We start from the raw sequence: 13,300 nt of genomic DNA, 5'->3' as shown, positions 1-13,300 counted from the left end.
TAAAATGGTAAAAGTAATAAGTTTTTTCATATTTACGGTTATTTTTATGTTTTTCTTATTGCTTGTTGTTTGGAATACCGCTGTTTCAGAGCAGTCACTTTCAGAGGCGATTAAAAGGTCTTTGAATAGAGCATACAGCGTAAAGTTACATGGTTTTAGAAAAGGCTTTTTGGGTGAAATAAAAATCGCTGAAGTACAAATCTATATAAATGAAAAGGTGGCGGTTGTAATAAGTGAAACTCATGGTAGTGTTAATCTGGGCGGTATCTTTCGTGGAAAAATATTAATTACCTTTGACGGCAATATTTCAGCCGGCACTATACGGTTAACCTATGAAGTACCCTTTCTAAAAACCCACGCTGAGAAGACACTGAAAGTATATGTAAACTCGGTGGAACTCTCAGGACTTGATTATCTGAAAAAGTCCGGCATCAAAGGCAGCGGGCTATTTTCCGGCAGTTTTACACTAAAGACCGGAAATAGAAGTGAGGGGACTTTTGAGGTGAAAAAATGCCGTTTCAGCGATTTTCATGGAGGCGGATTTTATCTGCCTGCCGGATATATTACTGAAATAACTGCAAGGGTAAGTACCGACGGGCAGGCTGTTAATATAGAATCGGTGTATCTGACCGGAGAGGGCATAAACTGCCGAATCTCAGGACGGATTTTAAATGATTTCCTTGATGTTTCAATTGAAGTAATGCCTGATGGTGACTTTAAAGATAAAAACTTGCTGTTTTTACTCAAACAATACGAACTCTCTCCGGGTATTTATGTGATAAAGATATCACAAAAAACTCTATCATTGAATTTGCCTTTTTAACCGCTTGACAAGCTGTATGAAAAATCATACAATACCCTGCTATCAAATACAAACAGAAAACAGTATAAGTGTCAAAGTATAAGGATGAAATAAAAGCCGGCATTATAATAATGTCGGGACTTACGTTAATAGCCCTGTTCGTTATTTTAATAGGCGGCGATACGTTTTACGATAAATATGATGTCTATTACATAAAGCTTATGGATGTTGCCGGTATAGATGAGGGGTCATCTGTAAGACTGGGGGGACTTAAAGTTGGGCGAATTCAACAGATGCGTGCACCGGATAAACCTAACGAGTCTGTTACCGTGGTTATTGGCCTCAACAGGGGTACGCAGTTATTTAAAGGTACAAAAGCGAAGATATCTCAGGTAGGGTTTGTAGGGGAAATTTATCTTGATCTTTCTCTGGAAAATACCATAGCCGGAACAATCCCTCCGGGCTCTGTGCTGCCATCAGAGGAAAGAGTCCAGTTTTCCGATTTAGTTGTAAAACTTGGGACTGCCGCCGATTCGCTTGATAAACTCATAAAAGACATGGATATGTTTTTTGGTGATAAAAACAGGCGGCATATTGAAGATCTGCTTACAAATACTAATAAAACAGTTGTTGAGGTCTCTTCAAAATTTACAGAGTTCTCTCAAAACCTTACCCAGTCTTCAAAAGAACTTCAGAGTGTGCTTAAAAATATGGATGATATATTACTGACAAATAAGGACGGAATTAACGAGGCTCTTCGTAAATTTAATGAGGATTTGACGGCCATCGGTATTATGATAAAATCCATGGATAAGGCTGCGGTGTCTATAACCCAGACGTCTGACTCCGTAAAGACCGTGGTATCCGACCAGTCGGAAAACTTAGCAGCCATGTTTGATTCCATAAAAATCACATTGGATGATCTTCAGGATGTACTTCAGGAAGTCAAAGCAAAACCATGGAGCCTTATACATGCTCCTGGAAAGGGGAAAGAAAGTGAATAAGTTTTTTGCAGCAGCTATGCTGACAATGTTTCTGTTGTTATCGTGCGGCAGTATTCCTGAAACTAAAATTTACAGTTTAAATATTACTTACGAAAACATATCACAACTACAGGGTACCGCTGATATTGTTTTGGGTATTTTGGCAACAGCGCCCAGGCACCTGTCCCAGCCGTACTTATTAATCAGAAACTCTCCATACGAGCTTACAACGGAATTTTATGCTAAATGGGAGGCCCCACCCGTAAGGATGATTTCAGAGGCTTTTCGTAATGCACTCTATGACCTTAAATTCTTTAAAGATGTACGGATTGTAACTGCTCAGCGGGTTGATTTCTACTGTCTGAAAATAAATCTCAGAAGATTTGAGCGCTTTGGTGAGAGCAACACCGGAGTCCTCGAGTTTGACTATGATCTATTAACTAACGACGGCAAAAACGTACTGCACGGGGTTTACTCAAAAGAGAATCCACTCCCTGACAATTCCTTCAACTCTCTTGCCGAGGGGCTGAGTATTGCACTAAAAGACGCTCTGACCCAAATAGTGCCACAGATCAAAGAGAAAATACTTGACAAACAGAAAAAATGAATCTTTGATGCTTACAGAGTTAGAAAATAAACTACCCATCTAAATATTTTTTATTTCTATTTCTTCCAAATGAGGTGACAATCTCATATGGGATAGTGCCACAGAGTGCGGCAATGTCGCAAGCCGTGATTTTACACCGCCCTCCTGAGCCGATAAGTATAACCTCGTCATTTTCACTAACATCCGCAATATCTGTTAAATCCACCATGGTAAGGTCCATACAAACCCTGCCGGCTATTGGAGCAAAGGTATCTTTAACTATAACCCGCCCAACGTTTGAAAGCACTCTTGGATAACCATCAGCGTATCCTGTGGAAAGCACCCCGATAAGGCTGTTCCGCTCTGTGGTAAATGTGCGGCCATAGCTTATGGATTTCCCCTTAGGAACATTTCTAATCTCTATCAGCCTGCTCTTAACTTTCATCACAGGCTGTAAAAAACTATCACAACTTATTCCTGATGTTGATGACATAGGGTTACTGCCATAGAGCATAAGACCAGGACGCACTGCATCAAGGTGTGAGGCCGGAAAGGAAAGCACTGCCGCACTGTTGGCAAAATGCCACAGCGCATCCTTATAACAAGGTGAAACAGCATTGCGTATTTCAAGAAATCTGTTTAACTGGTACTCTGCAAAAGACCTGTCATGCAGATCAGCCTCCGAGAAATGGCTCATAAATCCTTCAATTTCAAGCCCCTTAAATGTGGAAAGATTTTTCAACTTTTCAATGCAGTCATCATGTATAAACCCAAGCCTGCCCATTCCGGTATCAATGTTAACGTGAATTTTTATTCTTATATTCTTAGCTAAAGCGTATTCGTTAAGAATCCGGCAGTCTTGTTCATTTCTGACTATTGGGGTAAGGGCATATTTAACAATTTCAGCAGGTTTTGGCTTGTCAAAGAGAATAAGGATGGGTTTCTTAATGCCTGAGAGCCTTAACTCAACCGCCTCTGACAAAAAGGCTACAGCCAGAGAATACACGCCTATATGCTCCAAGACAGAGGCAACTGCAACGGCGCCGTGGCCGTAAGCATCCGCCTTAACAACAGCAATAACTGGACGCCCTGAACATCTCTCAATTAAGACACCGTAATTGTATCTCAGAGCGGTTAAATCTATCTCAACAACGGGACCTCTCACACCACCTACGCAGGCTTTTCAGCTTTATCCTTCCCTGCAGCAGCATCTTCTTTCTTGGGAGTGACGTCTATCTCATCGTGATCAGACATACTTTTTTTCAGGTTCTTAATAAAAGACCCCATCCCTCTGCCAAGCTCAGGCAGTTTTGAGGCGCCAAACAGCACCACAACTATTACTAAAATCAGCATTAACTCAGTTGTTCCCAGTCCAAACATTTTAACCTCCTTTTCATCACGGCAGGAGCGGCTCGCCCCTTTATTTATAATACTCTATCTCAGAGATAATCTTCAATTTCTTTTAAATTTTCCAACGTATTTATGTTTATAAAATATTTTTTATGTGAATTACCTGCTCTAAAAGCCGCCTCATCAATGTACTTAGTATTTATATCTTTTAAAAAAACCGTTAAGGATTTCCTTCCGGCCGTGAGTGCTTTTTCCATAACAGGTAAAACAGCCTTATCATATATGGCAAATAGCGGCTCTGGCTGTCCCTCACAAATTGGTACCACGGCGTCAAAATCAGGATTATCGACAGCAAAACAAATCATTAAATCCACCGCCACTCTCTCAACAAAGGGCATATCACAAGCAACAACAAACATTTTATCATAATGTGAGTTTAACAGACATGAAAAAATACCGGTCATCGGCCCCCTTGTGTCGTAAACATCCCCAATTAAAGCCACAGGCTTGTTTTCATAAAGCGGCGCAACTGAGAAATATATTTCAGGGGAGTTAGTGCTTAACATTACTTGCTTAAAGCACTCATTAAATATAGTGAGTGTTTTTTCCATAATGGTGGTACCGCCGATTTTTATAAGCCCCTTAGGGTATGGAAACCGGCTGTTTTGCCCGCCGCAAAGAAGCGCTCCGGACAAATCAAAACCCATCGGCGATTAACCCTCCGGTAAAATACCGTCCAACTAAGAGCATAAGGTTTTTAAGGGCATAATATCCAATCAGCCAATAACCTTGTAGCGTTTTCACAACCAACAAATATTGGTTGGTCAAAATGAGGAAACGATGAAAAACTCTCACATTGTCTTGGTCTCATTTTTTTCAGTTCTTCATTCATTCGGAGTTCATTAAATGGATTCAAGACTTTATACATCCTCGTAGCTTTCTTTGATTTTTATAATTTCATCTAAATGTTTTACAAACACTTCTACAAGAGCGGGGTCAAAGTGTGTGCCGGAGTTCTTTTTTATTTCAGCAACAGCCTCCTCAATGCTCCACGCTTTCTTGTAGGGACGCTTTGAGGTGAGAGCGTCAAAGACGTCGCAAATGGCTACAATTCTTCCCTCTATTGGTATATCATTTCCGGAGATGCCGTTAGGGTAACCGGTGCCGTCCCACTTCTCATGGTGTGTTAACGCTATGGTTCCGGCAAGAATCATTATCTCTGAATCATGATTGTCAAGGATTTCTCCCCCTTTTATGGTGTGGGTTTTCATGATTTCAAATTCCTGCGGGTCAAGCTTTGAAGGTTTAAGAAGTACATTATCAGGAATGCCAATCTTACCGACATCGTGCATGGGGCTGGCATGAAGTATCAGCTCGCAGTGTTCCTTGCTTAATCCCGCCCCCCTTGCCACTACCTCACAGTACTGGCTCATCCGAATGATATGATAACCGGTTTCATTGTCTCTGTACTCAGAGGCCCGGCCAAGGCGGCGAATTATCTCCAGTTGTGTATGCTTTAACTCCCTGGTTCTTTTCTGCACCTCCAGCTCAAGGCTCTTGTTGTAATCCATCATCTTGTTATGCAAAAGACGTATCTCCAGCATATTTTTTATTCTTGTCAGCACCTCCAGCCTGTCAAATGGTTTTGTTAAAAAATCCTTTGCCCCGTATTCCAGCGCTTTTACTCTTATTGTCCTGTCTGTGAAAGCCGTTAAAACCATGATAGACAGATAGGTATTACTCTCAATTTTTCTTAATTCAGTCATCACTTCAAAACCATCCATAAACGGCATATTAAGGTCAAGCAAAATTAAATCCGGTCTGTACTCTTTATATAAGTCAACGACCTGACGAGGATCCAATGTAGTCAGTATGTTTTTATAGCCATCCGCCTTCAACATCTTTTCCACTAAAGTGACATTTGACTGCTGATCATCCACAATTAATATTGTGGCTTCGAATATCTGCTGTTGTTCCAACCATTACTCCTTATTACTTTTTCACTAAAAGCTCATCTATTATACCCATAAACTCTTTAAAATTAAATGGTTTTATTAGAAATCTTGTAAAGATGCTTCTATCTGAAACAGTGCTGTCACCCTCATCAACATAACCACTTAGCGCTATAACAGGTGTATGCGCTGTTTCAGCATTTGCGCGGATTCTCTTTAAAACCTCCATCCCTGATATATCAGGGAGATTAATATCCGTCAGGATTATGTCCGGCTTATGTGTTACGGCAAGTTGTACTCCTGTAAGGCCGTCTGCTGCGGAAAGGAATTTTATATTTTTATAGCGTGAGATTATCCGGTTCAGTAGTGTTACACTTGCCGGATTATCCTCTATGTAGAGGAGGGTACATGGATAGCAGCCTTTTGAACCACCAGTGCCTGAGGCATTATCATGTTTTTTTGTTTTTTTAATACTATTGCTACAAAGTACCGTGTTTATTGTATCAACAAAAGCAGTTACATCAATCGGTTTAGCTAAATAATGAACAAACCCAGCCTCAAGGTATCGCTGCATATCCTCAGTCTGCACATTTGCACCTATGGCTATCACAGCAATATCCGTGGTTTCCTCATCTTTTTTCAAAAGCCTTACAATATTCAACCAGTCCATCCCCTGCATATTGATATCCAGTAAAATAATATCAGGATGATACGACTTTGCCATTTCTATGCCAAAGGGAGCATCATAGGCTGAAATCAATTCCAGGTCATGCCGTTGTGAGAGGATTGTATATACAAGCTTCTGGTTTGAGGGATTATCATCAATGCATAGTATGATAGATTTATCTTTTTCGCTAAAAATAACGTCACATGAATCGGGCTTGTCAACAGAAATCTTATTTTCAGGAAATTCACTTGACACCGGAATTGTAAAAAAATATCTGCTCCCTCTGCCCTCCTCACTTTCTATCCCCATAGTGCCGCCCATAAGGGAAATCAGCTCCCTGGCTATGACAAGCCCTGTTCCTAAAGCATTAATTGCCTTCTTGTCGGCATCTGTGCCGTTAACAAGATACTTACGGTTTTCCATGGACATTTCAATGCCATAGTCCAACACACTGACTTCAAACATATCATCGGTTCTGCGGCCTTGTATTAAAATGCTACCGCCTTCTTTGCTGTATTTTAAACTGTTGGAAAGTAAATTAAGTATCACCTGTTTAAGCCTTATTTTATCTGCTCTGACCGCAGTCTCTAAAGAGTTTTCCATATCTATGGCTATAGAGACATTATGGCTGTCCGCTATTGGTTTAATCAATGATACGCTGTCATCTGCGAGAGACTGTAAATCCACCGGTTCTATTGACAGCTTTACCCTGCCGGATTCAATTCTTGAGAGATCCAACACATTGTCAATCAACTCCAACAGATGCCGGCCTGCTTTGAGGATTTCAGATGTATTTTCCAACTGGTACGGAGTCAGAGGATCATAGGGGTCGGATTCAAGGAGTTGGGCAAAGCCAAGTATTGCATTCATAGGTATTCGAAACTCATGGCTCATCAAAGAAAGAAACTCCGACTTTGCACGTGTTGCCCGTTCAGCCTCATCCTTTGCCTTGTTAAGTTCATCTTGAATTAGTTTTATTTCGGTTATGTCTGTAAGAGCACCGTCAGCGTATAATTTATACGCCTTTTCATAAGCAAACATGGAACGGCTCATAAGCCAGAGCTGCCTTCCGTCCTTGCTTATAGCCCTCACCTCAACCGAGAAAGGTTTGTTATTTTCAAACAGTCTGCAATAGGCGGCCTTAAGTCTGGGGATATCATCGGGGTGGATACAACCTATCTCATAAATACTGCCTGCTTTTTGAAGCTCGACAGGGCTCAGCCCTAATAGATCCTCGACGTTTTTACTTATGAAAGCCACCTTACCGTCACTGTCACATGTCCAGATGACATCGGGAATGTTGTTTACAAGCGAACGGAATTTCTCCTCGGAGTGTTTTAAAGCCTCCGCCGCTACGAAGTTATAAGTGATATCTCTCCCTGTTACTATAAAATGTGTGACCTTACCATCTGAGCCTCTTACCGGAGATACCGTGATATCCATGTAGTAGATTTCCCCGTTTATATCCCTGTTTTGAGTCACACCTCTATAGACATCCCCTTCAATTACCGAAGACTGTAATGCAATGAAAAACTCCTTTGTAAAGGGCTCTTCATTTATATCTTTAATGTGCTTACCAATGACATCATGAGCCTTAATTCCCTTAAGCAAGAGGCAGGCACTGTTTACAAACTCAATGCAGCCGTCTATGTTGGCTATGATAACACTGTCGGCAGTGTGCTCCACTGCGGCTGAGAGTTTTCTAAGATTATCTTCATTTCTTTTTCTTTCAGTAATATCTCTGACTATGGCAACAGCATTCCATGCTCCTTTGATCTTAACCGCCGAGAGGGATAATTCAACTGGAAAAACTGTGCCGTCTTTTTTTACAGCTGACACCTCAACTGTTTTCCCTATTACATTACCCTGACCGGAGGCGGCAAAAACTGGAAACGCCTGTGAGTAGGACTCAAAGAAATCAGGATGGGCAATTAACTTATGTATGTCTTTATTCATTACCTCATGGGATTTATAGCCGAATATTGCTTCCGCTCCAGGGCTCCAAAACGTAGTGCTTCCGGAGCTATCTATCATTATAATTGCATCAGAGGCTGAGCTTGTTATTTTTTTTAGGGTTTCCTCACTTTCCTTTAACGTCTCCTGCGCCTCACCTCTTTCATAGATTTCACGCTCAAGTAGTGCATTTACTTTTGAAAGAAGCTCCATGTTAGCCTGCAATTCTCTGTTTGTCTCTTTTGAAGATAATTGCAGTTCTAATATTTGTTTTCTGTAATAATTATAGAGAGCCCAAAACACAGGCAGAGAAAATGATGAAAAAATTATGCCATAGAGGATAAATCTCCGGCTGCTGCCCTCGCAGGGGAACATATAGTACGAAAATGCAATGGATACTCCTACAAAAAATAATAACGCAACGCACGGAAATAAATATTTCTCCGATGTCTTTTCAATATTTTTCATAATTTAAAATGAAATAATTCCCCGTATTAATCTTAACTTTTTTTTTGATAAAAAAACAATTTTTTTCGGGCGGTGTACAGGGCAAGCTCACTATAAAAAAATTTAAGAGGAGTGTGTATGACTGTGCGCCTTGCACGAGTTTTTATTGAAACCAGCCGTACGAGAAGTTTTTTGAACATTACGATAAAGACCTTACGTTCTTTTATGTAGCCTCTCCATATTTCGGCTGCGAGGATTATTACGGTAAAGAGATATTTTTAGAGAGGATTTTGCTAAACTAAAAGATATTAAAGGTAAGTTTATGATGTCAATAAATGAGGTACTATGAAAGAGCATTTAAGAAAAGTGCCCCTGTTTTCATCTTTAAACGATGAGGAGTTAGAATGGGTTGTGCGCAAACTGATAATTAAGAAGTACAAAAAGAATGAGATAGTTCTCCTTGAGGATGACTCAAACAGTTACATGTACATCATAGTAGAGGGTGAGGCAAGGGTAACCCAGATGAGCATAGAGGGCAAGGAATTTACTATAGCAATGTTTCAAAGCGGAGAGTACTTTGGTGAGCTTTCTCTGATTGACGGCAAGACAACGTCTGCCACTGTAACAGTCACAAAGGACGCAACTCTGGCACTCATTTCAAAAGAGAATTTTTTTTCCATCCTGCACACCCAAAATAAAATCCTTGACAACTTACTGCAAACCCTTTGCATGAGAATTCGGGGCTCTCTCGAGACAATTCAGATGTTCAACCAGTCACAGGCGCACAAAAGACTCATCATGCTTTTTAATAAACTACTGAAGCAATACGGCAGCAACACCAAAAACGGCACAGTGCTAAACATCCGGCTTACCCATAATGAAATTGCAAACATGACGGGACTGGCACGGCAAACCATTACAAAAGTGTTAGATGAATGGAAAAATGACGGCATTATAAATATTCAAAACGGCAGATTTATCCGGCTTACAGAAAAATTTTTTAAATTGTCACTTGAATGACTTTTTACACCTTTTCTGTCCTGTATTCTAAAGATAAGACTGACAGAAGGAGGCTAAAAGAGATGGAACTTAAACAAACACATAAAAGCAAGTACATCGCAGGAGCATTAATTATAATATTAACACTGTTAAACGTAATACCGGCATTTACAATAGAGATCAAGTATAACCATTATAAGGGTGGTTATGAAAAATCAAACGCAATATGCTACAATAAACTCTTAAACACAGAGACGCAAACACATAAGGATGAAATATAGAAGAGATCATTCAGGGTTAGCAACCCCGGGCGGCTACAGAGTGCCTGAGTAATATGTCAAAAACCCAAAAAGAACCTCTTACCGCCGGTTACCTATACTTAAATAAAAAGGCGGTCTTGTTGTTAAAACTGCTTGATTTACTGACACACTCTTTTTTTAAAAAACGGTCAAAACCTGATAACATTAATAAAATCCTTATTGTAAAACCAGACCATGCCGGAGATGTTTTAATGATGACCTCCATACTACCGTTTATTAAAAACACGTATCCTTTCTGCCGGATTGACGTAATTTGCGGAAGCTGGTCAGTTGAGATATTAACCGGAAACCATTATATTAGGAAAATCATACAGCTGGACCACTTTATGTTAAACAGAGACAAGGTGAGTTTTCCTGCAAAATTTCTCAGGCACACATATGGTTTCTTAAAAGCACTTGCCATGTTAAGATACGAAAAATACGATGCAGCTTTTGTGCTGAGAGCTTATGGCGGCAATCTAATCACACTTCTGAGGCTGGGAGGCGTTAAGTACATCGCAGGACATCCAACCGGAGGCTTTAGTGCTTTATTAGACTCTAAGGCCGTGTGGAGAGCTGGAGTGCATGAGGTGGAACACTATCTTGAGGTGTTAAGAGCGGCCGGCATTGCCGGAGATGCAAACAGATTTCGCTATGAGCTTTACACAGAGGAGGCGGAGGAAGCACGAGTTGCCAAATTAATTGACAGCGAGATTGGAGGCCCGTTTGTTGTGATTCATCCCGGGGCAGGGGACAGAAGAAAACTCTTACCGGCTAAGTCATGGACCGGGATAATAGAAAAAATTGATATGAAATATTCGGTAGTCTTTACCGGCACAAGCTCTGAGATGCCGTACTTTTCAGAGATACAGAGAAAAAGAGATGCCGTCAACCTTATGGGAAAGTTGAACATAAAAGAATTATACCTCTTGTATAAGAGGGCTGCGTGTGTGTTTACGGTGGAATCACTCAGCGCTCATATCGGCGCCTGTGCAGGGGTAAAGACGATAGTGTTTTGTGGGGGTATTAATGACATCGCACAGTGGCGGCCTTTAGGAGACAACGTGGTGATTATAAGAAAGGACATTGAGTGTTCACCGTGCTTAAACGGTTGTAAGGATATGGATTGCATGAAAGATTTAGCTGCTGTTATGAGTCACTCATGACAGACATAAGAGCTGAAATCGATCAACTTGTTAAAGAGCTCAATCACCATTGCTACCGGTATTATGTGCTGGATGAGCCTGAGATAAGCGACGCGCAATATGACCTGATGTATGGCAGGCTAAAGGAGCTGCTGGCAAAGTACGGCTATGTGCCGTCTGATTCTCCAACTGAGAGGGTTGGCGGGAAACCGCTGGAAAGGTTTGAAAAAGTACAGCACAGGGTACCGATGCTTTCACTTGACGATACCTTTTCATTTGAAGAGGCGCTGGAGTTTGACAGGCGGGTTAAGAGATTACTGGAGACTTCCAACGATATTTGCTACAGTGTGGAGGTGAAGTACGACGGCCTTGCCGTGGAGTTAGCTTATGAAAACGGCACTCTTGTGAGAGCCTCAACCCGCGGGGATGGTTATGTTGGTGAGGATGTAACACAAAACATTAAAACCATAAAGGCAGTTCCCCTGAAAATTGCGGGCCATAGTGTACCTCAGGAGATAGAAATCAGGGGTGAAATCTTTATGAAAAAAGATGATTTCATCAAATTAAACGCTCTCAGAACGGCTCAGGGAGAGCAGCCCTTTGCTAACCCCCGCAATGCAGCAGCCGGTGCTGTCAGACAACTGGATCCTAATATCACGGCTCAGAGAAAGCTACAAATTGCCTGCTACGGGCTGGGCTTTGTTCCTGCAATGCTGTTTACTACTCAGGATGGGCTTGTTACATGGTTAAAAGAAAACCTCTTTCCAGCTCCATACATTTTTGAGGTGGCGCCAAACATAGAAAAAGCTGTTGAGGTAGTTAAGAATATCGGGAAAATTCGTGAGTCGCTGCCGTTTGATATAGACGGTGCTGTAATTAAGGTTAATGACTTTAAACTCAGAGAGGCTCTTGGGCAGCGGACAAAAGAGCCCCGCTGGGCGATAGCATTTAAATACCAGGCGCACAGGGGTATCACAAAAATAACAGATATAATTGTAAGTGTCGGCAGGACAGGGGTGCTGACTCCTGTTGCGGTGTTAAATCCTGTATCAATCGGAGGGGTCACGGTATCGCGGTCAACGTTACATAACTGGGATGAAATAAGACGAAAGGATATCCGCTGCGGGGATACGGTTGTAGTGGAAAGAGCGGGGGATGTGATACCACATGTTGTGGAGGTTCTTTACACTGAGAGCGCCGACAGAGGGGATGTACTCCCTCCACCATCTGACTGCCCGGTATGCGGCTCTAAGGTGGTACGTAGCGGAGGCTTTGATGATACGGATGATGATTTCTCTAAATCTGAGACGGAAAAAACTACCACTGCTGTGGCCTACCGGTGTATCGGGCTTAATTGCAGCGCACAGGCTGTGGGGGTCCTTAAGCACTATGTGTCAAGAGCAGCGATGAATATTGAGGGACTGGGGAAAAAAACAATAGAGATGTTTTATGAAAAAGGGCTTATCAGGTCAATTACTGATATCTATAAATTGGAAGCGCTTAAGATATATGGGCTTCAGGGGTTTGCTGAAAAGTCGGTGGAGAATCTGTTTATCTCCATAGAAAACAGTAAAAAAACAACGCTGGCTAAGTTTCTCTATGCCCTTGGAATAAGACATGCAGGGGAGTATGTTACAAGGCTGCTGTCTGGGCATTTCGAAACTATAGATAAACTGTTTTACATAAAGCAGGAGGCACTTGTTGATATAGAGGGTCTGGGGAAAATCATAGCTGGGAGCATTTCAGATTTTTTTAATGATGAAAAGAATATTCAAACCATAGATGAAATATTAAGTATGGGGCTTGAATTAACAAATCCTGATTATAAGAGTAAAGTCAACGGCACAGCCGGCGCTCAGCAGCCTGGGCTATCCGGCAACACTGCCGGAGCGCTTGATGGTTTAAAGTTTGTACTAACCGGCACACTGCCGGTAGAGCGCAAAGCATTGGAGTCATTGATAGCAGAGAGCGGGGGGAGAGCAGCATCGTCGGTATCCAAAGAGACCTCATATGTAATAGCAGGCAACGGCCCGGGGAGTAAATATGACAAGGCTAAAAAACTTGGTGTTAAAATAATAACATATGAGGAATTTCTTAAACTGTTGAATACAGAATAA

12 protein-coding genes are annotated in these 13,300 nt (G+C 41.5%); 7 read left to right on the top strand and 5 right to left on the bottom strand.

Translation table 11 applies throughout. The features are described from left to right. Positions 1-4: 4 nt before the first annotated feature. The 3 genes from gspN to H7844_12320 all read left to right on the top strand — a co-directional run bounded on the left by gspN (position 5) and on the right by H7844_12320 (position 2,392). Positions 5-823, top strand: coding sequence for a type II secretion system protein GspN (gene gspN / locus H7844_12330; GenBank protein MEO5358068.1), 819 nt, complete (start codon positions 5-7; stop codon positions 821-823). 68 nt (positions 824-891) lie between these two features. Then, complete coding sequence (locus tag H7844_12325) at positions 892-1,806, top strand: MlaD family protein (protein ID MEO5358067.1); 915 nt, start codon at positions 892-894, stop codon at positions 1,804-1,806. Continuing rightward, positions 1,799-2,392 (top strand): PqiC family protein, encoded by a 594-nt coding sequence (locus H7844_12320; protein MEO5358066.1) that lies wholly within the window; start codon positions 1,799-1,801, stop codon positions 2,390-2,392. Before H7844_12325 ends, H7844_12320 begins: the two co-directional genes overlap by 8 nt. A gap of 31 nt (positions 2,393-2,423) precedes the next feature. Here H7844_12320 and alr read toward each other — a convergent pair whose 3' ends face one another. The 5 genes from alr to H7844_12295 form a co-directional block, all read right to left on the bottom strand. Next, positions 2,424-3,536, bottom strand: a complete 1,113-nt coding sequence (alr, locus tag H7844_12315) for an alanine racemase (GenBank protein ID MEO5358065.1) — start codon at positions 3,534-3,536, stop codon at positions 2,424-2,426. Positions 3,537-3,541: 5 nt separating this feature from the next. Next, positions 3,542-3,751: a twin-arginine translocase TatA/TatE family subunit gene (locus H7844_12310; GenBank protein MEO5358064.1), complete on the bottom strand. Its 210-nt coding sequence runs from the start codon at positions 3,749-3,751 to the stop codon at positions 3,542-3,544. Between the two features lie 59 nt (positions 3,752-3,810). Continuing rightward, positions 3,811-4,428, bottom strand: a complete 618-nt coding sequence (locus H7844_12305; GenBank protein ID MEO5358063.1) for a molybdenum cofactor guanylyltransferase — start codon at positions 4,426-4,428, stop codon at positions 3,811-3,813. A gap of 213 nt (positions 4,429-4,641) precedes the next feature. Then, on the bottom strand, positions 4,642-5,700 hold the full coding sequence (locus tag H7844_12300) for a response regulator (protein ID MEO5358062.1): 1,059 nt from the start codon (positions 5,698-5,700) through the stop codon (positions 4,642-4,644). 13 nt (positions 5,701-5,713) lie between these two features. Next, positions 5,714-8,761: a PAS domain S-box protein gene (locus tag H7844_12295; GenBank protein MEO5358061.1), complete on the bottom strand. Its 3,048-nt coding sequence runs from the start codon at positions 8,759-8,761 to the stop codon at positions 5,714-5,716. 324 nt (positions 8,762-9,085) lie between these two features. On the opposite strand from H7844_12295, the gene H7844_12290 reads away from it, so the two are divergent. The 4 genes from H7844_12290 (at position 9,086) to ligA (ending at position 13,300) form a co-directional block, all read left to right on the top strand. Continuing rightward, on the top strand, positions 9,086-9,760 hold the full coding sequence (locus H7844_12290; protein ID MEO5358060.1) for a Crp/Fnr family transcriptional regulator: 675 nt from the start codon (positions 9,086-9,088) through the stop codon (positions 9,758-9,760). A 62-nt stretch (positions 9,761-9,822) separates the two neighbouring features. After that, positions 9,823-10,020, top strand: coding sequence for a hypothetical protein (locus H7844_12285; GenBank protein MEO5358059.1), 198 nt, complete (start codon positions 9,823-9,825; stop codon positions 10,018-10,020). Between the two features lie 53 nt (positions 10,021-10,073). Further along, entirely contained in the window at positions 10,074-11,204 is a 1,131-nt protein-coding gene (locus tag H7844_12280; protein ID MEO5358058.1) for a glycosyltransferase family 9 protein, read from the top strand. Continuing rightward, positions 11,201-13,300: an NAD-dependent DNA ligase LigA gene (ligA, locus tag H7844_12275; GenBank protein ID MEO5358057.1), complete on the top strand. Its 2,100-nt coding sequence runs from the start codon at positions 11,201-11,203 to the stop codon at positions 13,298-13,300. The genes H7844_12280 and ligA overlap by 4 nt, the downstream gene beginning before the upstream one ends.

It is taken from the genome of Nitrospirae bacterium YQR-1 (assembly GCA_039908095.1).
Classification (GTDB): domain Bacteria; phylum Nitrospirota; class Thermodesulfovibrionia; order Thermodesulfovibrionales; family Magnetobacteriaceae; genus Magnetomonas.
The sequence above is the reverse complement of the archived record's forward strand: the minus strand, read 5'-3'. Positions and strand labels throughout refer to the sequence as shown.

What these genes read in the sequence shown, in the direction of transcription:
- gspN (MEO5358068.1), top strand. Translation starts at nt 5, where the DNA reads ATGGTAAAAGTAATAAGTTTTTTCATATTTACGGTTATTTTTATGTTT.
- H7844_12310 (MEO5358064.1), bottom strand. Translation starts at nt 3,751, where the DNA reads ATGTTTGGACTGGGAACAACTGAGTTAATGCTGATTTTAGTAATAGTT.
- H7844_12305 (MEO5358063.1), bottom strand. Translation starts at nt 4,428, where the DNA reads ATGGGTTTTGATTTGTCCGGAGCGCTTCTTTGCGGCGGGCAAAACAGC.
- H7844_12295 (MEO5358061.1), bottom strand. Translation starts at nt 8,761, where the DNA reads ATGAAAAATATTGAAAAGACATCGGAGAAATATTTATTTCCGTGCGTT.
- H7844_12290 (MEO5358060.1), top strand. Translation starts at nt 9,086, where the DNA reads ATGAAAGAGCATTTAAGAAAAGTGCCCCTGTTTTCATCTTTAAACGAT.
- H7844_12285 (MEO5358059.1), top strand. Translation starts at nt 9,823, where the DNA reads ATGGAACTTAAACAAACACATAAAAGCAAGTACATCGCAGGAGCATTA.
- H7844_12280 (MEO5358058.1), top strand. Translation starts at nt 10,074, where the DNA reads ATGTCAAAAACCCAAAAAGAACCTCTTACCGCCGGTTACCTATACTTA.
- ligA (MEO5358057.1), top strand. Translation starts at nt 11,201, where the DNA reads ATGACAGACATAAGAGCTGAAATCGATCAACTTGTTAAAGAGCTCAAT.